This window comes from Streptomyces sp. HM190, assembly GCF_009857135.1.
Taxonomy (GTDB): Bacteria; Actinomycetota; Actinomycetes; order Streptomycetales; family Streptomycetaceae; genus Streptomyces; species Streptomyces heilongjiangensis.
Map to the genome: position 1 here is coordinate 2,723,477 of NZ_CP047318.1, position 20,059 is coordinate 2,743,535.

15 protein-coding genes are annotated in these 20,059 nt (G+C 74.7%); 1 reads left to right on the plus strand and 14 read right to left on the minus strand.

Annotation, left to right across the window (positions count from 1 at the left end; translation table 11 throughout):
* Positions 1-3: 3 nt before the first annotated feature.
* From GSY65_RS11360 to GSY65_RS11420, 13 genes are all read right to left on the minus strand, one after another.
* Entirely contained in the window at positions 4-285 is a 282-nt protein-coding gene (locus GSY65_RS11360) for a hypothetical protein (RefSeq protein WP_159767222.1), read from the minus strand.
* A gap of 112 nt (positions 286-397) precedes the next feature.
* Positions 398-1,606, minus strand: a complete 1,209-nt coding sequence (locus tag GSY65_RS11365) for an alpha/beta fold hydrolase (RefSeq protein ID WP_159767223.1) — start codon at positions 1,604-1,606, stop codon at positions 398-400.
* 327 nt (positions 1,607-1,933) lie between these two features.
* Positions 1,934-2,779, minus strand: coding sequence for a 4'-phosphopantetheinyl transferase family protein (locus GSY65_RS11370; RefSeq protein WP_236579745.1), 846 nt, complete (start codon positions 2,777-2,779; stop codon positions 1,934-1,936).
* A complete protein-coding gene (locus tag GSY65_RS11375) occupies positions 2,760-3,623 on the minus strand; it encodes a 2-oxo acid dehydrogenase subunit E2 (RefSeq protein ID WP_159767225.1) in 864 nt (287 codons plus the stop codon). The genes GSY65_RS11370 and GSY65_RS11375 overlap by 20 nt, the downstream gene beginning before the upstream one ends.
* Positions 3,620-3,847 (minus strand): acyl carrier protein, encoded by a 228-nt coding sequence (locus tag GSY65_RS11380; protein ID WP_159767226.1) that lies wholly within the window; start codon positions 3,845-3,847, stop codon positions 3,620-3,622. Before GSY65_RS11380 ends, GSY65_RS11375 begins: the two co-directional genes overlap by 4 nt.
* 37 nt (positions 3,848-3,884) lie before the next feature.
* On the minus strand, positions 3,885-4,943 hold the full coding sequence (locus tag GSY65_RS11385) for a 3-oxoacyl-ACP synthase III family protein (protein ID WP_159767227.1): 1,059 nt from the start codon (positions 4,941-4,943) through the stop codon (positions 3,885-3,887).
* A gap of 123 nt (positions 4,944-5,066) precedes the next feature.
* Positions 5,067-8,120, minus strand: a complete 3,054-nt coding sequence (locus tag GSY65_RS11390; RefSeq protein WP_159767228.1) for a type I polyketide synthase — start codon at positions 8,118-8,120, stop codon at positions 5,067-5,069.
* A complete protein-coding gene (locus GSY65_RS11395; protein ID WP_055511768.1) occupies positions 8,117-8,425 on the minus strand; it encodes an acyl carrier protein in 309 nt (102 codons plus the stop codon). The genes GSY65_RS11390 and GSY65_RS11395 overlap by 4 nt, the downstream gene beginning before the upstream one ends.
* 45 nt (positions 8,426-8,470) lie before the next feature.
* Positions 8,471-10,270: an acyl-CoA dehydrogenase family protein gene (locus tag GSY65_RS11400; RefSeq protein WP_159767229.1), complete on the minus strand. Its 1,800-nt coding sequence runs from the start codon at positions 10,268-10,270 to the stop codon at positions 8,471-8,473.
* Positions 10,264-12,156, minus strand: a complete 1,893-nt coding sequence (locus tag GSY65_RS11405) for an acyl-CoA dehydrogenase family protein (protein ID WP_159767230.1) — start codon at positions 12,154-12,156, stop codon at positions 10,264-10,266. The genes GSY65_RS11400 and GSY65_RS11405 overlap by 7 nt, the downstream gene beginning before the upstream one ends.
* A gap of 3 nt (positions 12,157-12,159) precedes the next feature.
* Positions 12,160-13,974, minus strand: coding sequence for a fatty acyl-AMP ligase (locus tag GSY65_RS11410; RefSeq protein ID WP_159767231.1), 1,815 nt, complete (start codon positions 13,972-13,974; stop codon positions 12,160-12,162).
* A gap of 165 nt (positions 13,975-14,139) precedes the next feature.
* Positions 14,140-14,457: a DUF6059 family protein gene (locus tag GSY65_RS11415; protein ID WP_159767232.1), complete on the minus strand. Its 318-nt coding sequence runs from the start codon at positions 14,455-14,457 to the stop codon at positions 14,140-14,142.
* Between the two features lie 11 nt (positions 14,458-14,468).
* Positions 14,469-16,412 carry an HAD-IIIC family phosphatase gene (locus GSY65_RS11420; RefSeq protein WP_159767233.1) on the minus strand — a complete coding sequence of 648 codons (1,944 nt, stop codon included), beginning with the start codon at positions 16,410-16,412 and terminating at the stop codon, positions 14,469-14,471.
* A 275-nt stretch (positions 16,413-16,687) separates the two neighbouring features.
* On the opposite strand from GSY65_RS11420, the gene GSY65_RS11425 reads away from it, so the two are divergent.
* Entirely contained in the window at positions 16,688-16,924 is a 237-nt protein-coding gene (locus GSY65_RS11425; protein ID WP_159767234.1) for a hypothetical protein, read from the plus strand.
* Positions 16,925-17,059: 135 nt separating this feature from the next.
* Here GSY65_RS11425 and GSY65_RS11430 read toward each other — a convergent pair whose 3' ends face one another.
* The gene (locus GSY65_RS11430; RefSeq protein WP_159767235.1) at positions 17,060-20,041 is read right to left on the minus strand and encodes an aminotransferase; all 2,982 of its coding nucleotides are present in this window, start codon (positions 20,039-20,041) and stop codon (positions 17,060-17,062) included.
* Positions 20,042-20,059 lie beyond the last annotated feature (18 nt).

The following is a 20,059-nucleotide window of genomic DNA, read 5'->3' on the forward strand; positions in this document are numbered from 1 at the left end:
GGGTCAGGCCTCCTGCGGAGTCGGGTGGTGGTCACGGACGGGGCGGCGCGGGACCGGCGCGGACTCGACGACGTCCGGGGCGCCCGGGGCCTCGCCGACGGCGGGGCCGGGGACGCGCTGGGCGCGGAAGAGGACCGGGTCACCGGGGACGCCCTCGGGGTCGGGGTCGAGGCCGAGCGACGTGAGGGAACGCCAGGGCTGGGCCTGGCCGGGTGTTCTCGTCCGCCAGGGGGTGTACGCCTGGGCCGGGGAGGAGGGAGCGCGGAGGGTGTGCACGGAGGACATGACAGCCACCTCTGGGTAGGTGTGCGAGGAAGCGCACCGGGAGGGGGCGCGGTACCACCGCCGTTCGGCGGGGCGCGCCCGGTGCGAGGACCCCGCGCAGGGGCGCGGGGCTCTACTCGACGGGAGACCTGCGCGGCGCGCGGGGTGCGGCGTCGGACGCGTTCGCCGTACCGGACGGGCCGGCCGCGACGGCGAGGTCGTTCCTGGACCGGGCGGCGGCACCGGCCGCGCCGCCGGACGCGCCGGTCGCGCCGCGCCGCCGCCCCGCCCCGGTGGCGGGCAGGGCGCGGGGGCGGCCGAGCCGGTGGCCGAGGCGGGCCCGCAGCAGTGACGCGATCAGCCACGTGCGCAGGGCGCCCAGGTGGGCCGGGGAGCCGTGGACGTCGTCGAACTCCTTGAAACGGACACGGGGCAGCGTGGCGCCGAGCAGCTGCCGCTCGCCGGGCGGGATGATCTCGTCCCGCGAGCTGACGACGTACCCGACGGGGATATCGACCGCGCCCAGCACGTCGGGGCCGAGCGGGAAGTCGGCGAGCAGCGCGCGCAGGGCGTCGTCGTCGGGGGCTCCGGTGAGCCGGCGCAGCGTGGCGACGGTGATCCCGGGGACGCGGGGCCACCAGTCGGGGTCGGCGAAGAACCCGGCGACGGGGGCGCCGACGGTGTGGACGGAGCGGATGCGCGGGTCCTCGGCCGCCGCGCGCAGCGCCAGGTGGCCGCTGAAGCTGAGGCCGAGGACGGAGGTGTCGGTGACCCGGGCGCGGCCGGCGAGGCGGTCCATCAGGAACGGCAGCAGCCGCCAGGAGTCCGCGTGGTAGCGCAGGGTGTTCTCGCCGACGCCGGGCATCTCGCCGACCACGGCCGCCCAGCCGAGGCGGGCGAGCCGGGGCAGCAGGGGCGCCCACTGCTCCTTGACGCTGACGATGCCGCCCATGACCAGCAGCAGCGGCCGCCGGCGGCGTTCGTCGAGCCCGCTCGCCCAGCAGGCGACCGTGCCGTCGGGGTGGTCGAGGACGAGGCGTTCGACGCCGTGCCGGCGCCGCCAGTCGTCGAAGGTGCGGACGCAGTTGTCCTGGGCCCGGCGCCGGACGTCGTCGCCGTGGTACGGGAAACGGGCGAGCGCGTAGTGCCGGCAGGCGTCGAGGGTGCGGCCGGCGACGGCCAGCCGGTCGGCCTCGCCGGTCCACACCCGGGCCCAGGACGCGGGGTGCCCCGGCTCGTCGTTGGTGATCCTCGGCAGTACGGCCGCGACCTGGCGGTCGCCGACGCCCTGGCCGCGGGCGTGCAGCCGCGCGAACTCCTTGAGTTCCGCGAGATGGTCCATCGCTGTTCTCCGTCTCCTCCGGGGTGCGGGTCCGATGCCCGGGGGATGCGGCCGGAGGGCTCGGGGCCTTCCTGGTCGTACCGGCGGCGGGCGGGGCTGTCCGGTCGTACGGCGGCGGGCCTGCCCGGCCGGGAGCGGGGGATGTCCCCCGGCCGGGTGGCCCGCCCGGAGAGATCCTGGCCGCCGTCCCTTAAGCCGTGCTGGCGCACGGGTTGCGCCCCGCTAAGCGCCGCGCGCCGCGCGCGGTGTGACGCGCACGGCGCGCGGCGGCGCGCTGGTGCGAAGAGGAGGCCCTCTTCGCACCAGCGCGCCGTCGTGGTCCCGCCCTCACCAGTCCAGGAGGGCGTCCTCGTCCCCGGCCCGGTCGTCGGACTCCGCGTCGTCGCCCAGGGCCTCGGCCACGGCGGCGACGACACGCGGATCGAGCATGGTGCGGGCGGCGGTGTCCCGGGTGCCGCCGAATCCGGCGTCGCTGACGGCGACGCTGACGACGTAGCCGTCGTCGACGGAGAAGGTGCGGAACTGCCATTCGACCCCGGTGCCCGGTGCCCCGTCGGGAGCCAGCACGCGGGCGGGCCGGCCGTCGCCGCTGAAACCGAAGTCGGTGAAGCGGAACCGCAGACCCTGCCCGATCGCCTTGCTGTAGGCCTCCTTGAGCGTCCACATCCGGACGAGCGCGGCGCCCCGCCGCTGCGCCGGGAGCCGTTCCAGGACGGTCAGCTCGTGCGGCGTGCAGACATGGCGGTGCAGCCCGCGCGTGTAGAGCGGGCGGTCGGCCCGCTCCGCGTCCACTCCGATCAGTCCCTTGGTGGTGAGCCCGATGAGCAGCAGGTCCTCGGTGTGGCTGAGGCTGATGTCCACCGCGTCGTAGCCGCGCAGATAGGGGCGGCCGGTGGGGCCGTACCCGAGTTCGACGGCCTGCGGGGGCACCCGCAGGGCCACCGACGCGGCGAACTTCAGCAGCACCCGGGACGCGGCGAACCGGGTCCGCACGTCCGGGTGGGTCATCTCCAGGTAGCGCTCCCAGTCCCGGCCCAGCAGGGCGCGCAGGCGCGGGGCGCCCGCCCGGTCCGGCCGCCAGTCGGCGAGCCGGGCGTGCAACACCGCGACCTCGTGCTCCTCCAGGTCGGCGCGCACCTGGTCCCAGGCTCCGTCACGGCCGGAGATCCGCACCGGCTCCCCGAGCGATGGGCTGGGTGCCGTCCTCCTCCGCGTCATCGAAGCCCTCCAATTCCTGCTTGAGATCCCCGAGCACGTCGGCGGCGGCCGCGCCGTCGAGGACCCGGTGGTCGAAGGTGAGTCCGAGCCGCATCACCGGGGCGACGGCGAGCCGCCCGTCCTTGACGACGGGCCGGTCGACGACGCGTCCCGCGCACAGCGTGATGGCGGTGCCCCCGCTGGAGTGGAAACCGTCGACGGGGCGGTGGCCCAGCGAGCTGACCGCGACGGTGCCGAGGACGGCCGGGCGTCTGGCCGGGTCGCGCACCGCGGCGGCGAAGGCCAGCCGGCCGAGCGGCACCGGCAGCCGGCCGAGCATCCGGACCCCGCGGAACTCGGCCAGCCGCTCGGTGCCGGGGCCCCGGTAGCGGTCGACGCGCCGCTGGATCTCGTCGAGGCCGGCGCTCTCCAGGGCGGGGATCAGCGCGGACAGCACGGTCCGTTCCCCGTCCACGGTGCGGTCCAGCGCCAGCTTGGCGGTGACGCCGCCGAAGCGGACGGTGCGCGGTCCGCGCAGCCCGAACAGCCGGGCCGGGGCGAGGGCCGCGTTGGCCTCCGGGTGGCGGTGCAGCACCCGGCCGGTGGCGTGCAGCAGATAGGTGACGACGGAGTAGCGGCGGCCCGCCGCCCGCGCGGTCCCGCGGTGGGCCTCGACGCGGGTCATGTCGATGTCGGTGTCGAGGTGGACGGGCCGCTGCCGGGCGGCGTGCTCCAGGAAGTACAGGGTGTGCCGGCGGCGGCGCTCGGGGTGCGCGCGGGCGGGGGCCGGCGGGTTCCCGCCGGCCCCGGCGGCGGTCATGTCCGGGCCGCCAGCTGGTAGATCTCGCCGAGGCTGCGGGCCTCCAGCAGCCTGCCCACGGGCAGCGGGCGGCCGGTGGCCTGCTCCAGCGCGGTGACCAGTTTCAGCAGGTACAGCGAGTCCCATGCGGGCAGCTGGTCCAGGTCGGCGGAGACCTGGTGCTCCTCCAGCGGCATGCCGAGCTCGTCCCTGACGAGGCGGACGAAATCGTCGATGGTGTGCATTCTGTACGGCCCTCCCAGGGGCGGGTGTGTGCGGGGGTCAGATCTTCTCGAGCGCGAAACCGGACTTGATCCATTTGCTGGACTCGACGGCGACCGCCAGCGCGCGCTGCCCCTGGCCGATCTTGCCCAGCAGCGCCTCCAGCTGGAGGAAGGGCAGGGCGTTGCCGTTGTTGCCGGTGTCCGCGACGCAGGACACCTCGACGGCGTCGGGCAGGCCGAGTCCGTCCGCGATCCGCCGGGTCATCCGGCCGGACAGCTGCGGCGGCAGCAGGAAGTCCACGTCCTCGGGGGTCCAGTCGAGTTCCTCCAGGAGCTCCCAGAGGATCTCCACGGCCATGGTGGGGACGGACTCCTCGATGGCCTTGTAGTCCTCCCGTACGGCCTGCCGGTCCTCGTGGCGGTCGGCGAGCCCGAACCAGTCGATGACCTGGCCGGGCTCGCGGCCCAGACCGGTGAACCGGTTGAGGACGGTGCGCAGGGCGAGGCGCTGCCCGCGCGGGGTGGAGGTGACCACGGCGGCGCCCGCCCCGTCGCCGAAGAGGACGTAGTTGACGAGGTCGCTGGGGGCGGCCGAGGACAGGTCCCGGTCGAGGTCGAGGTGCTTGCTGCAGACGTCCCCGCCGATGACCAGCCCCGCCGTGTGGCCCCCGCCGGTGACCAGGGTGTGGCCCAGCTGCAGGGCCTGGACGGCGCCGGCGCAGCCGGACTGGAGCTGGTAGGTGGGGATCTGGTCGAGGCCGAGCTGGTCGACGACGTGGTTGACGGTGGCGGGCATCAGGTGGTCCGGGGTCGCGGTGCCCATGACCACGAAGTCGATCTCGTGCGGGGCGAGTCCGGAGGCGGTGAGTGCCTGCTCGGCGGCGCGGGCGCACAGGTCGGCGAGCGACCAGCGGACCTCGCCGGTCTCCAGGTCGCGGGCGAAGTGCCGGGTCCGGGTGCCGATGAACACGTCGATCCACTCTTCGTTGACGCCGAGTGTCCTCGCCAGCGCCGCGTTGTCGACCGGGTCGCCCGGCAGTGCGGTGCCGACGGAGGCGAGGTAGGAGACGGGGCCGGGCGGGGCGGAGCCGTGCTGGGGTGAGTGTTCCGACTGCATGCGAGCGGTCCTTCCTTGAGGTCCGTGACGGGAGCGGGGAGCGGCCGGCCGCGCGGGCGCCTGGTGCCGTGACCGGAACGGTCTGCCGGCGTCGCGCGCCGGTGAACCGTTCCGGTCACGGTCCTAGGCGACGGCCGAACCGGCGCGGTCCTGGAGGTAGTCGACGAGGTCCCCGACCGAGGACAGCCGCGGGAGCAGGTCCTGCACGCTGATCGTCTCCAGCCCGTCGAGCCGTTCCTGGAGCCGGTCCTTCAACTCCATGATCATCACCGAGTCGAAGCCGAGGTCCTCGTAGAGCAGGGACAGGCGCGAGACCTCGCCCGTGGCGTAGCCACCGACCTCCGCGACGGCCTCGATGACGGCGCGGGTCACCGGGTCCACCGCCGTCTCCTCCGCGGCGGAGGGCAGGACCGCGGTGAGCACGGCGCCGTGCCCGTGCGCGGCCGTGTCGTCCCGCGGGTGCGCCGGGGCGGTGTCCGCGCGGTCGGGGACGACGCTGAGGTCCGCCGGGGCGGCCCGTACGGCGGTGCGGGTCCAGAACCGGTGGGCGTCGGAGAACGCGTACGGGGCGAGCCGCTGCGGCTGCCGCTCCTCCTGCGGGTAGACGGCGTCCCAGCGGGGGTCGAGGCCGCTGCGGAAGAGTTCGGCGAGCGCCTCGGCGAAGGTGCGGCCGTCGGCCTCCTCCCCGGACACGGGGGCCACGGTGTGCACGCCGGCTCCGGCGGCGGAGCGCAGGGCGCGCGCCATGCCGCTGAGCACCGGGCGGGGGCCTACCTCCACGAGGTGGGTGGGGCCCGCCTCCAGCAGCCGGTTCATCGCGTCGCCGAACAGCACGGGCGCGCTGATGTGCTCGGTCCAGTACTTGGCGTCCATCGGCTCGGCCTCCAGCAGCCGCCCGCGCACGGTGGAGTACACGGGGAGCTTGGGGACCCCGCCGCCGGTGTCGTCCGCGATCGCGGCGAACCGGTCGAGCATCGGTTCCATCAGCGGGGAGTGGAAGGCGTGCGAGACCTCCAGGCGCCGGGTCCTGACGCCCCGTCGTACGAGCGTGTCGTCGATGCGTCCCAGCGCCGCCAGGTCCCCGGACAGGACGGTGGCCCGGGGGCCGTTGACCGCGCCGACCCCGACCAGGGGCTCCGCGTCGACGAGTTCGGTCAGCTCCGCCAGCGGCGCCCGTACGGCGAGCATGCCGCCGCCCTCGGGCAGCCGCTCCATCAGGGCGCCGCGGGCGGCGATCAGCCGTGCGGCCTGCTCCAGCGGGAAGACCTCGGCGAGGACGGCGGCGGCGTACTCACCGACGCTGTGGCCGAGCAGCAGCGCCGGCGGCACCCCGAGTTCGGTCAGGCTCGCCGCGAGGGCGTACTCGACGGCGAACAGGGCGGGCTGGGTCCAGCCGGTGCGGTGCACGGCCTCGTCGCCGGAGAGCAGCAGGTCGCGGACCGAGCCGCCGAGGTGCGGGGCGAGCGCCTCGTCGGCCTCGTTGAGGAACCGCCGGTACAGCGGCGACTGCAGGTACAGCCGTGCCGTCATGCCGGGGTACTGGGATCCCTGACCGGTGAACAGCAGTCCCACCTGGGGCCTGCCGGTGGCGTTGCCGACGAGCCGGGCCAGCAGGTCGTCGTCGCCGGCGGCCTCGCGCAGGGTGGCGGCGAGTTCGCCGGTGTCCTTGGCGGGCAGCGCGAAGCGGTAGCGGTGCCCGGTCTTGGTCCGGTTGCTGCTCCAGCACAGCGGTCCGGCCGGGACCCGGCGCCGTTCCAGGGCGTCGGCCTGGACGAGCAGGTTGCGGCGGAGCGCGGCCGTGGAGGGGGCGGTGAGGGTGAAGACCCCGGCGCCGAGTCCGGTGGCGCCGGTGGTACGGCCGGTGCGCCCGGCGGCCTCCGGGTCCCGCTCCTCGGGGCGGGCGGCGTACGGCGGCGCGGACTCCAGGACGGCGTGGGCGTTGGTGCCGCCCATACCGAAGCTGCTGAGGCCGCCGATCGCCGGCCCGGAGCGCAGCCGCAGCGGGGCCTTGAGGAGCCGTATGCCCTGCTTGGCGAGTTTCAGCGCGGGGTTCTCCTTGGCGGCGAACCGGCTGGCGGGCACCGTCTTGTGGTGCAGCGACAGGGCGACCTTGATGAGGCCCGCGATGCCCGCGGCGCCCTCGGTGTGCCCGATGTTGCCCTTGACGGAGCCGAGGGCCAGCGGGCGCCCGGAGCGGCCGGCGTGCAGATGGCCGAGCGCCTTGATCTCGATCATGTCGCCGAGGACGGTGCCGGTGCCGTGGGCCTCGGTGAAGGTGACGTCGGACGGTTCGACGCCGGCGCGGCGGTAGGCGGCGGCCAGCACGTCCTGCTGCGACCAGCGGTTGGGGGCGGTGATGCCGTTGCTGCGGCCGTCCTGGTTGACGGCGGTGCCGCGGATCACCGCGTACACCGGCTGGCCGTCGGCGACGGCGTCCTCCAGCCGACGCAGCACCACCGCGCCGACGCCCTCGCCCCGGCCGATGCCGTCGGCGTCGGCGCTGAAGGGCTTGCACCGGCCGTCGGGCGCGGACAGCCCGGCCTGGGTGTAGAAGATGCCGAGCGCCGGGGTGAGCGCCACGTTCACCCCGGCGGCGATGGCGGTGCCGCACTCCCCCGCCAGCAGCGCGTTGCACGCCAGGTGGACGGCGACGAGGGAGGAGGAGCAGGCGGTGTCGACCGCGAGGCTGGGGCCCTTGAGGTCGAGGTGGTACGAGATCCGGTTGGCGGTCATGCAGTAGCCGTTGCCGGAGCCGAGCTGGGCGGTGACCTGGGCGTAGTCGGTCATGTGCAGGTGGGCCCACTCGTTGCCCATGACGCCCACGAAGACGCCGGTGTCGGTGCCGGCCAGCTTCTGCGGGGCGATCCCGGCGTCCTCGACGGCACGCCAGGCGCACTGGAGCAGCAGCCGCTGCTGCGGGTCCATGGCGGCCGCCTCGCGCGGGGAGACGGTGAAGAACTCGTTGTCGAAGGCGTCCGGGTCGGAGATGAAGCCGCCCTCGGTGGTGTTGGAGTGTCCCTCGGCTCCGGCGCGCGAGTGGAAGTCCCGGGCGTCCCAGCGCTGCCGGGGCACCTTGTCCACGCCGTCCCCGGAGCGCATCAGCATGTCCCAGTAGGCGGCCGTGTCGGGCGCCCCCGGGAACCGGCAGTCGATGCCGACTATGGCGATGGGCCTCATCGATTCTCTCCCCCCATCTCTCCCAGCTCCTCCACCAGGTGCCCGGCCAGCGCCTCGACGGTCGGGTAGTCCCAGGCCACGGTGGGTTCGAGGACGAGGTCGAAGTCCTCCTCGATGTCACCGCACAGGCTCAGCGCGGCCACCGAGTCCAGCCCGTACTCGGCCAGCGGCACGGTCGGGGAGATCTCGGACGGCGTCCGCTTGAGGTAGAGGGCGATCCGGTCGGCGAGCCAGCTGCTCAGCGACTCGACGGTGTGTGCGGTGTGCTCGTTGTTCGCGGTGCGGTCGGTCGCGGGAACAGACATGGTGCAACTCCTCGTGAAGGCGCGTCAGGTCCGGTCGGCCGGCGGTCAGCCGGCCAGCGGGGTGTCGTAGAGGTCGTAGCTGCGGCGTTCGTGGAAGCGCCGGAGCACTTCCTCGTGCACCCGGGCCTCGCAGCCGGGCGGCAGGTCGGCGGGGCGCTGCCCGAGCCGTCGCGCCAGCCGGTGCAGTGCGGCGGCCACCCAGGCCGGGTCGGCCAGGAACGGGTCGTCCCCGCCCTGTGCCCCGCGCCAGACGCCCAGGACGGACGCCGCCGCGAGGAACACCGCGTAGCGGTCGGCGAGCGCGAAGCTGGCGGGGCTGGCGAGGGCGGTGCGGTCCTGCGGCGACAGGTTCAGGCTGTCCTCCTGGATCTGGCGCAGCTGGTCCAGCATCCGCAGGACGAGTGCCTGGACGGCGAGTTCCTCGGGGGAGCCGCTCGGCAGGTCGTCGGCGGCGGCGACGAGGGAGGCGCTGAGGCTGTCCCGGCCGCTGGCGAGGGCCAGCCGGTCGAAGGGGATGCCGGGCAGTGCCTCGCGGGGGCGGAACAGGCTCGGCGGAGCCTCGTCGCCGGAGAACCAGGCGCGCCGTGCCAGCCGGGACAGCTGCGGGATGATCGTGGCCTGGCAGGCCGCGGAGCCGGCGTGGCCGAGGCTGAGCACCGGCAGGTCGCGGACGTGCTTCTGGAACAGGCCGAACTCGCCCTCCCGGACGTAGAACCGGGCCCCGAGCACGATCGACAGGTCGTACATGGTGTCGGTGAGCATCTTGGGCACCAGGTACTTCACCGCGGCCGCGTACACGCTGGTCTCGTCGGGCAGCAGGTGCACCGCACGGGTGCCGACCGTCGCCATGCTGTCGCAGATCAGCAGGTCGAGGAAGGCGCCGGTGAGGGTGGCGGAGGCGTGCGGGATCTCCATCACCGAACGCCGGTACAGCTGACGTCCGAGGGCGAACCGCACGACCGTGCGCAGGCTGGTGTCGAGGGCGCCGACGGCCATGCTGGGCACGGCGCTGCGGGTGATCTGGAAGGAGCGCAGCGCCAGTTCCACGCCCTGGCCGCGGGCGCCGACGAGGGTGCTGTCGGGCACCGGGCAGTCGGTGAAGTCCAGCCCGGACAGCCGGCAGCCGCGCACGCCGACCGCGTGGTAGCGGGGCAGGACCGCGAAGCGCTCCGCGTCGAGCTGGTCCCGTTCGACGAGCAGCACCGAGTGGCTGCGGCTGCCGGGGCTGTCGTCGGTGCGGCTGAACAGGGCGAAGGCGTCGGCCCGGTCGGCGTTGTTGATGACCTCCTTGCGGCCGTGGAGGCGGAACCCGCCGGGCACGGCGTCGGCGCGGAACTCGTTGCGTACGAAGTCGTTGCCGTGCGGCAGTTCGTGGTAGGCGACGGAGACCTTGGAGCCGCCGAGCAGCAGGTCCGCGACCCGGCGGCGCTGCTCCTCGTTGCCGGCCGTCCACACGTTGACGGCCGCCATGAACGACGTGATGCCGTAGCCGAGGCCGAGCGCCACGTCGCGGCGGAACACCTGACGCATCACGCGGACGAGTGTGTCGAGGCGGTCGAGCCGTCCGCCGAGGCCGGTGGGCACGAACTCGGCGTTGAGGACCAGGTCGTCGAGGAGCCGCTCACCGGCGGCGGGCAGTTCCCCGGCCTCGTCGGCGGCCAGCAGTCCGGCGGCGCCCAGCGGGTTGGCGGGGTCCTGGGGGTCGCCGAACCGGCTCTCCAGGTCGGCGATCCTCGCCCGGACCGCGGCCTCCTGGGCCTGGTGGGCGGCCGGGGCGATGGCAGGGGCGGTGCCGTTCGGGGCTGCCGCGCCGGGCAGCCCCTGGACCGCGGGATCACTCAGCATGACGTCCCCTCGGAAGTCCGGGTGCCGCCGACGGCGGCCCGGGTGTGGGTGTGTGCGTGCGGTGCGGCGGCCGGCGGGCCGCCGGGTGCGCCGGAGGCGTGCGTGGGCGCGGCGGCGTCGCCGGGGGTGCCGTCCGGCCGGTCGGCGGGGCCGTGCAGCGCGAACGGGAACAGGGAGAACAGCTCGCCCGCCGCCCGCGCGGCGCGCAGCCGCTCCAGCAGCGGGGGGTAGGCGTCGGGGTCGCCGGCGTCGGGCTCGCCCAGCCGCGTCAGCAGCCGGTCGAGGACGGGCCACAGCCACACCCCGTCGCGCCACAGCGGCCCGGTGCTCCCGCTCTGCGCCGCCCGGTGGTTGTGCGTCCACAGGCCGAGGCAGGCGGCGCCGGCCAGGCACAGGCTGTACTGCCGGGCCACGTCGAAGGCGGCGGGCGGGACGTCGGAGACGACGGCGCGGTGGGCGTCCATCGCCTCGTGGACCCGGCCGGTCACCGCGAGCAGCCGCTCCGCGGCGCCCAGCGCGCCCTTGAGTTCGGGCCGCCGGCCGGCCTCGGCGCGCAGCGCCGCCACCGACGCGGGCAGCGTGGCCATGATGCCGCTGCCGCGCCGGGCCACCAGGGACAGCCGTTCGGGGGCGAGCGGGGGCAGCGGCTCCGCCAGGTCGAAGGCGCGGGCGGCGCCGGCCGTGTCGCCGGTGCCGCGCAGCCAGCCGCGGTTCAGCGAACGGAACTGGTTGACCAGGGAGTTGAGGTTGACGAGGGTGTTGCCGTCGAAGAGGCCGACGATGCGGTGGTCGCGGTCGACCTTCTGGAACATCCCGAGGGCGTGCACGTCCTTGAGGAAGGCGCGCGCCCCGAGCAGCCGGGTCAGTTCGGCGATCACTCCCTCGGTGCCGGTGGGCACCAGGTACTTGGTGACGGCGGCGGCCACGCTCAGCTCGTCGGGGGCGGTGTGCACGGACCGGGCGGCGACGGTGGCCAGCGCCTCCCCGGCGAGCACGTCCGCGGCGGCCGAGGCCAGCACGTGCCGTGCCTGCGGCAGGTCGACGAGGCGCCGCCCGAACAGTTCGCGCCGCTCGGCGAAGTCCAGGGCGATGGTCAGCGCGTGGTCGGCGGAGCCCAGCGACAGCGAGGCACACATGGTGCGGGTGAGCTGGAGCGCCTTGAGCACGGTCTCGACGCCGCCGCCCTCCCCGCCGACCGCCGCGTCCGCCGGGACCGGGGCGCCGTCGAAGACGATGCCGCTGATGTCGGCGCCCCGGATGCCGTGCGTGTGGATCTTGTCGACGCAGCGGTAGTGCTCGCCCGGTGTCATCGGCCGTTTGTCGACGAGCAGCACGGTGAAGCCGCGCGGCCCGCCGTCCTCGGCGGTGCGGGTGAGCACGGAGAGCAGGCTGCCGCGGGTGGCGTTGTTGATGAGCCACTTCTCGCCGCTGATCCGCCAGCCGCCCGCGCCGTCGGCCTCGCCCCGCACGTCCCCGGCGAGCAGGTCGCTGCCGTGGGCGCGCTCGGTGAGGGCGAGGGAGACGGGGACGCCCGCCCGGATGTCGTCGGCGAGCCGGCGGGCCTGCTCGGGGGTGCCGGAGATCCAGACGCAGACCCCGCCCAGGTACGTCTTGCCGTGACCGACGGCGACGGTCAGATCGCGGCGGGCGACGACCCGCATGACCTGCATGACGGTCTCGTAGTCGGTGAGCCTGCCGCCGTACTCGGCGGGGATGTAGAACTCCTGCAGCCCCCAGCCCTCCAGCACCCGGCAGATGTCGGACGGGAACTCCTCGTTCTCGTCGAGTTCGAGGCTGCGGGCGTGGGAGAAGGGCGTGGCGGGGTCGTCGGGGTCGCCGAGCAGCGACTCCAGTTCCTGTGCGACGCGGTAGGGAGGATGGTCCATGGTTCAGCCCACCGGTGCCATGGCCGGGTCGGTGGCCGGGGTGCCCGCCGCGCCCGCTGCTTCGGCCGCGGCGCTCTCCACGAGGGTGCGCACCGACGGGTCCAGCACGGAGTGCAGCGCGGTGACGGCGCCCTGGAGGAACAGCTTGCGCATCAGGGTCCGCTGGATCTTGCCGCTGGTGGTCCTGCGGACGGTGCCGGGGCGGACCAGCAGCACGCTGCCGGCGGGTACGGCGAACTCCATGCCGATGTGCCGCTGGATCCCGGTGGCGATGCTCTTGAGGTCGTCGCCCGCGGCGGCGGCCCGGATCTCGTGGATCACCACGAGGTGTTCCTGGCCTCCGGTGTCGACGGCGAAGACCGCGCCGGCGCCGATCGCCGGGTTCAGGCCGCGCACCGCGCTCTCCACGTCGTACGGGTAGATGTTGCGGCCGTTGATGAGGACCATCTCCTTCAGCCGGCCCGTCACGAACAGTTCGCCGCCGCCGAGGACGCCCATGTCGCCGGTGCGCAGCCAGGCGCCCAGCTCCTCCTGGCCGGCGATGCGGGCGCCGAAGATCTCCGCGTTGACCTCCGGCCGCTCCCAGTAGCCGGAGGCCACGCTGGCGCCGCGCACCCAGATCTCCCCGACGCGGCCGTCGGGCTGCTCGGCGAGCGTCTCGGGGTCGACGATCCGCACCTCGAAGTCCTCGGCCAGCGCGACGCCGCTGCTGACCAGGGTGCGGCGCGGGGCGCCCAGGAACGGTCCGGTGAGGGTGCCCTGCTCCAGTCCGGCCGCGTCGACCTCGCGCAGCAGCGCGCCCCGCGTCTTGGGGGTGCCGGTCACCAGCAGGGTCGTCTCGGCCATGCCGTAGCAGGGGAACATGGTCTCCGCGCGGAACCCGTGGGGTCCGAAGCGCTCGGTGAACGCCCGGAGGGTCTCGGCGCGCACGGGTTCGGCGCCGTTGCAGGCGGTCCGCCACGTCGACAGGTCCAGGCCCTCCAGCTGCGCGTCGGTGACCCGGCGGACGCACAGGTCGTAGGCGAAGTTGGGGCCGCCGCTCGCGTGCACGCCGTACTCGCTGACCAGTTCGAGCCAGCGGGCGGGCTTGCGCAGGAACGACACCGGGGGGATGAGCACGCTCGTGGTGCCCAGCCACAGCGGCTGGAGGATGTGCCCGATGAGCCCCATGTCGTGGTAGAAGGGCAGCCAGCCGCCGATCATCGTGTCGGGGGTGTTGCCGGTGGAGCGGGCGATGGCCGCCTCGTTGGCGAGCAGGTTGCCGTGCGAGACCATCACGCCCTTGGGGGCGCTGGTGGAGCCCGACGTGTACTGCAGGAAGGCCAGGTGCTCCGGGCCGAGGGCCGGGTCGCGCCAGGCGTCCGCGTCACCGACGGTGCCCTGGTCGGTGGGCATGCAGGCCACGTCGGAGAAGCCCTCGGCCGCCAGCCACGCCTCCACCTCCGGGGCGTGCTCGGCGAGGGTCAGCACGGCGCCGACCCGGGCGTCGCGGACGATCCCCGAGACCCGGCGGAAGTGCTGGCCCTGCTCGGAGGGCAGCGGCGCGGGCACCGCGACGGCGCCGGCGTACAGGCAGCCCACGAACGCCTTCACGAAGTCCAGGCCCGAGGGGTACAGCAGCAGGACCTGTCGTCCCGCGAGGCCCCGCTCCTGCAGCCAGGACGCGATGTCCTTGGCCGCCCGGTCCAGGTTCCGGTACGGCAGTCGCTCGGGCTCCTTGCCCCGTACGCCGTCCGCGAGGAACAGGAACGCGTCCTTGTCTCCCCGTTCGTCCGACCGCGTCAGCACGAGCTCCGCGAATGAACCGAATTCCGCCACCGTCTTTCCCCTCGCCTCGAAGCGACTCGTATCGCGTTGAAACCGGCTGAACCGGCCGGGCCGGCCGCACCGGTCGGGCCGGGCGGCCGGCCGGACCCGGTGGTCCGCCCGACCTGTCGTGCCGATCGTCGGGTCCGTCTCTAAAGCCCCTCTTGCGGCCGGCGGTCAGTCCCGTCGGCCAGGGCCGTCCTCCACCCGGCCGTGGCCCTCCAGCTGCGCCCACAGCTCCCGTTCACGCGGGGAGAGCGGCACGTCGGCGACCATGCGTTCGGGATGGGCGGGCGGCGGCTCGTCGAGCGGGAGCGCGGCGCTCCGCGCCCCGGCGTCCGGGTCGCCGAGCCACCACTGCCTCGCCTGGTCGACGGAGGCGGGCGGCACCATGCCGAAGATGACGGCGAGCGCGCCGAACCCGTCCACGAAGAACGTGACGACGCCCCGCCAGACGCGGCGCGGGGACCACCACATGCCGGGCGGGGCCGTCATGTCGCCCCGCCTCAGGAGGATCGCCGGGAGAGGTCCGCGCTGAGCCGGACGTGGGCCGGCGGCGTGGGCAGGTTCTCCTCGGACAGGTCGTGCCGGAACGACACGGTGCCGTCCGCGTCCTCACCCGTCTCGGCGAAGCCCGTCGACGGGTACAGGCCGCGCACCCGGTGGTTCTTGGCCGTCGGCCGGTAGCGGGCCAGCACCGCCGACGCCCCCTGGGCCCGTGCCTCGCGCAGCAGGGCGGCCAGGCACGCCTGCTCGATGCCGCGGGCGAACACCCGGCAGCTGAGCAGCATGTTGTCGATGTGCCACTCCCCCGCCGGTGCGGCGCCGCTCACCAGGACCGCGCCGACGAGGCCGTTGTCCCCGAAGCGGTCCGCGGAGCGGATGGCCAGCACCAGCCCGTCGGCGGACTCGTGACGGGCCCGTACGTCGGCCTGCTGGAGCCGCTCGGTGGTGAGGTTGAACTGGTTGGTGCGCAGCGTCACCTGGGAGACGCGGGCGATCTCGTGGTCCCGTACGGGCGAGAAGGAGACCGCGACATCCAGTTCGGCGAGGTACTCCTCCATGGAGTCGGCGCTCTCCAGGAGGTCCTGGCGGGCCACCTCGGTGCGGTACTGCGTCGTGCGGGCGCGGTCCTCGGCGGTCAGCTCCCGCACGTCGAACCAGCCGTCGGCGAGGAGCCGTTCGATGTGCAGGGCGGGTTCCTCGTCGAGCCGGACCACGGCGACACCGGGCAGGCTGCGGGCCACCAGCCCGCACTCGAACGGGGAGTCGTCGGCGAAGACGAAGCTGTCCACCCCGAGGTTGAGCCGCTGCGCGATCTCCAGCAGGTTCCGGTCCTTGGGTTCCCAGTTGGCGGTGACCTGGACGAAGTCGGTGTCCCGCAGGGCCATGTCGGGGTGGTCGCGCAGCACACCGCGGACGGGCTCGATGTCGTTCTTGCTGCACACCGCGAGCAGCACGCCCTGCGCGCCGATCTGTCCGACGGCCTTCTGGAACCGGCCGAACGCCTCGCCCCGGTAGGTGGTGGCGGCGGCGATGCCGTCCGGGCCGTCGTCGCCGAGGATGCCGTCCCACAGGGTGTTGTCGAGGTCGACGACCAGCACCTTCTTGGTACGGCCGCGCAGCACCCGGGCCAGGTGGCCGACCTCGCGGGCGTAGCCGGCGAGGATCTCCTCGCCGAACTGCACCTTGGCGTAGGCGGCGAGCCGCGGCTCGTTGACCGGGCCGCCGGCGGCGATCAGCGGGTCGAGGTCCACGACGTGGACGCGGTCGTGCACGGCGGCGAGCCGGAGCAGTCCCGCGTTGAACTCCCGCCAGATCACGCCGAGCCGGGCCCTGGAGCGGGCGTCGACCAGGCGGCGCAGCTGGGTGCGGAGCAGGGGCACGGTGTTGAGCACCAGGGTGCCGGCGCCGCGGGTGACGTAGCGCTCCGCGAGCGAGCCGATCAGGCCGAGCTTGCCGGACAGGACGCGCTGGACGTCCTCCACCGACCAGGGGTGCGGGAGTTCCGCGAAGACGATCTCGGCGTCCAGGACGCACAGCGCGAGATCGGCGGCGTACACGTCGCTGGAGGTGTCGTGGAGGTCGCGCCGCCATGCGCCGTAGTCGCCCTCGGTCAGCGTGGACAGCAGGCCGTGCCGGGCGAGTTCGGCGGTCAGCGGGGCGGTGAGCCCGCTCAGCGTGGAGCCGCCGGTGACGGCGACGGTGATGGTCTCGGTGCCGGGGTGCTCGCGCAGCACCTCCTCCCGGTCCAGCCGGGAGAGCAGCTGACCGGCCCGCGCCAGGTCCGGGGCGGGCGGTCCGGCGGGGTTCCCCGCGGCGGCCAGCTCGGCCAGCAGACCGGGCACCTCGTCGTACGCGTCGGCGAGGCGTCCTTCGGCGTGGAGGGCGCGCAGCCGGTCCAGCGGTCCGGTCCGCTCGCCCACGGCGGTGCTCACAACCGTGGCCATGGTGTCTCCATTCACTGAATCGCCCGTCGCGCGGCGCTCGTGGTGGCCCGAGAGCGCCGCTGCGGGCCCGCCCCGTCCCGGAACCGGGCCCACCACCACTGCCGGTGGCCGGACCGAGCCTGCCGAGCGGGTCTTAAGCGGGCCTTGAGCGAGGCGCCGCGCGGCCGGGGCCGGGAGACGGCTGCGGCCGGCCCGGCGAGGAGGGGGCCGCTCCGTGTGCGCGCCGTTCGAGTGAGGCGCAGACTGGCCGCAGGGGCCGATGAGCTGGAGGCGCCATGCGGCTGAGCAAGGAGATCGACTGCACGGTCCGACTGGGGCTGCACGACATCAGTGACGAGGACGTGGCGACGCTGGTGAGCGGCGTGCGGGGCAGGGAGCACGAGGTCGCCATGCTGTGGGAGCCGGGCGCCGACTGTGCGCTGACCGTGGACTTCGGCGACGACCTGGAGGGCGCCCTGACGCTGGTCGAGAGGGCGCAGGAGCTGGAGAAGAAGGCCGGCGGCCAGGGCTGAGCCCCGGCCCGGCCTCGTCGGCACCGCGCCGCGGGAGGTCACGCTCCGCCACCGGCGCCCTGCCCGGGGCGCGTGCGCCGGCGTGCGGCACCCGGCTCGTCCGTCCCCGTCGGGGAGGTGCGGGCGCCGCGCGCGTCAGCGGGAGTGGCCGAGTTGGGTGAGGGCCAGGTCGAGCATGTCGGCGAAGAAGTCGGCCGCGGCGGTGTCGATGCACAGCGGCGGCTTGATCTTCAGGATGTTGAGGTGGTCCCCGGTGGGCTGGACGACCACGCCGAGGTCGAGCATCCGGTCGCAGAGTTCGGCGGTCTCCTCCGTGGCGGGTTCCAGGCGCACCCGGTCCCGGACCAGCTCGAGACCGAGGTAGAGGCCCGAGCCGTGGACGGCGCCGATGATGCCGTGGCGGCCCGCCAGTGCCTCCAGCCGGTTCTTCAGATGGCCGCCGACGCGGACCGCGTTGCCCTGGAGGTCCTCGTCGCGCAGGGTGTCGAGGACGGTGAGGCCGACGACGCTGGAGACGGGGCTGCCGCCGGTGGAGGAGAAGAAGTAGCCCTGGTCGCGGTACCGGTCCGCGACCGCCTTGGACGTGATGACGGCGCCGAGGGGGTGGCCGTTGCCCATGGCCTTGGCGACGCAGACGATGTCGGGGACGACCTGCTGCTGCTCGAAGCCCCAGAACCAGTGTCCGAGGCGGCCGTATCCGACCTGCACCTCGTCGGCGACGGCCAGGCCGCCGTGGCGGCGTACCGCCGCGTAGACCTGGGCGAGGTAGCCGTCGGGGAGGGCGACTCCCCCGGCGTTGCCGTAGAAGGTCTCGCCGACGAAGGCGCCCGCGGGGCGGCCCGCAGCGGCGAGTCCGTCGATCACCGCGACGGCCTCGGGCGCGTAGCGCACGGCGTCCGGGCCGCGGTGGCGGCCGCGGTAGGAGTTCGGCGAGTCCACGGTGTGCACCCAGCTCGGGCGGCTGGCCAGGGCGTTCGGGTTGTCCTGGAGCGAGGTGGAGACCGCGTCGGAGGCGTACGTCCAGCCGTGGTACGCCTCGCGCAGCGCGACGACGTCGTGCCGCCCGGAGGCGCCGATCGCGAGCCGGAGACCCAGATCCACCGCCTCCGAACCGGAGTTGACGAGGAACACCGTGTCCAGCGGGTCGGGCAGGAGGGCGGCGAGGCGCTCGGTGAACTCCACCACGGAGGCGTAGTGGAAGCGCGAGTTGGTGTTGAGCCGCCGCAGCTGCCGGGACACCGCACGCTCGACGCGGGGGTGGGCGTGGCCCAGCGGGGTGACGTTGTTGACGATGTCCAGGTACGACCGGCCGTCGGTGGACAGCAGATGGTGGCGCCACCCCCGTTCGATGCGGGGCGGGTCGGCGTAGTAGTGCTCCTGCACGGTGGCGAACACGGCGTCACGCCGGTCGAGCAGGTCCCCCTCGTCCGTACGGTCGTCCGCGGCCGGAGCGCGGGCGGGGAGCCCGAGGAGCGGGGCCGGGTCGGCGGTCGGTCCGAGCCAGCCGGCGGCGTACTCGGGACGGACCAGGTGCGGGGCGGCGGGGCTGCCGGCCTCGCGCAGCGCGATGTGGACCGGGGTGCCGGGCCCGAGGTGGGCGAGGTCCTCGCCCGCCCGCACCGTCGCGCCGGTGGTGACCACGGGCCGGTCGGCGGGCGGGAAGGACAGCGCCAGGACCCGCGTGCCGTGGGTGAGTTCCAGGTGGCCCGGCGCCGCGGCGAGGACCTTGCCCGCGGCGGGGGCCTGCAGCACGGCGTCCCGGCCGAGCCGGAGGTCGGTCCCGGTGGGCACCGTGGCCGGGGACAGCGCCGACAGCGGTGGTGTCCGGGTGAGGCGGGGACGGGCGTACGGAAGGACGACGGCGGCCGCTCCGTCGGCGAGGGCGGCGGCCGTCAGCCGGTCCTCGGTGGCGGGGTCCGTCCAGGCCCCGCCGTCCAGGGCGTCGGCGTCGGTGGACAGGTCGAGGAGGGCGATGTCGGCGGCGGCGACGTCCCGCAGGAGCGGGCGCTCGGGCGCGTCGGCGCGCGCGGTCCGGGCGGACGGGCCGGCGAGGCCGACGGCGTCCCTGACGAGGCGGGTCATCACCGGCAGGGGCACGGCAACGGCCTCTTCGAATATGCGCCATTCGCGGTCGAGCGCGTCCTTGGCGTAGGCGTTGTCCTCGTCGACGGCGGCCTGGTGCCGCCCGCTGACCACCAGGACGGCGGCGCGCAGCACCACGATCGGCCACACCGCCTCGGCCTCCTCGGCGGAGAGCGGCCGGACGGCGTGGAAGGCGCGGACGGCCGGCAGCACGTGGTGGGGCTCGACGCCGTCGTGGTGGAGCATCGAGGACAGGGACACGGCGAGTTCGCCGACGGCCCAGCTCGTGGTCACGTCACCGAAGTCGATGACCCCGTCGGGCAGGGGCGGCCGGCTGTCGGGACGGCGGATCAGGTTGTCGTCGGTGAGGTCCATGTGCACGGCCTGCGACGGCAGCGCGGCGGCCACGGCCCGGACCCGGGCCCATGCCTCCTCGGTCGCGGCCAGGACGGCGGTGCGCCGGTCGGGTTCGGCGATGTGCCCGGCGAGCCTGGCGACGACGCGGTCGGCGTGCCGCGGGTCCCACTGGAGCACGCGGTCGAGGCCCGGGTGCCGGAAGTCGCGCAGGGCTGCGCCGACCCTCCCGGCGAGCGTGCCCATGGCCGCGACGGTGCCGGGGGACAGGTGCCGCGGTCCCGAGAGCGCGCCGCCGGGCAGGTGGCGCAGCAGGCGGGCGACGGCCGGGCCGTGGCCGGTGTCCACCGTCGCGCGCCGCGGGGTGCCGTCGGGGCGGCGCAGGACCGTGGCGATCCGCAGGTCCGGGCAGGCCGAGGCGATGAGGTCGGCGGCCTCGTCGGCGGCCTCGACCTCCACCGCGCCGAACGCGGGGTTGGCGATCTTCAGGATCGCCGTGGGCGTCCCGTCGTCGGCGCGCATCAGGAAGTTGGCGTCCTGCTGGCTGCCCAGCGCCTGCGCGCGGGCGGTGACGCCGAGGTGTTCGGCGGCGATGCGCTCGGCCTCGGCGGGTGTCAGGCGGGGCGCGGGGAGGGCGTCCTCGGTGAAGAAGTCGACGGTGCGGTGCTCGTCGGGCGGCATGGGGTGTTCCTCGGCTGG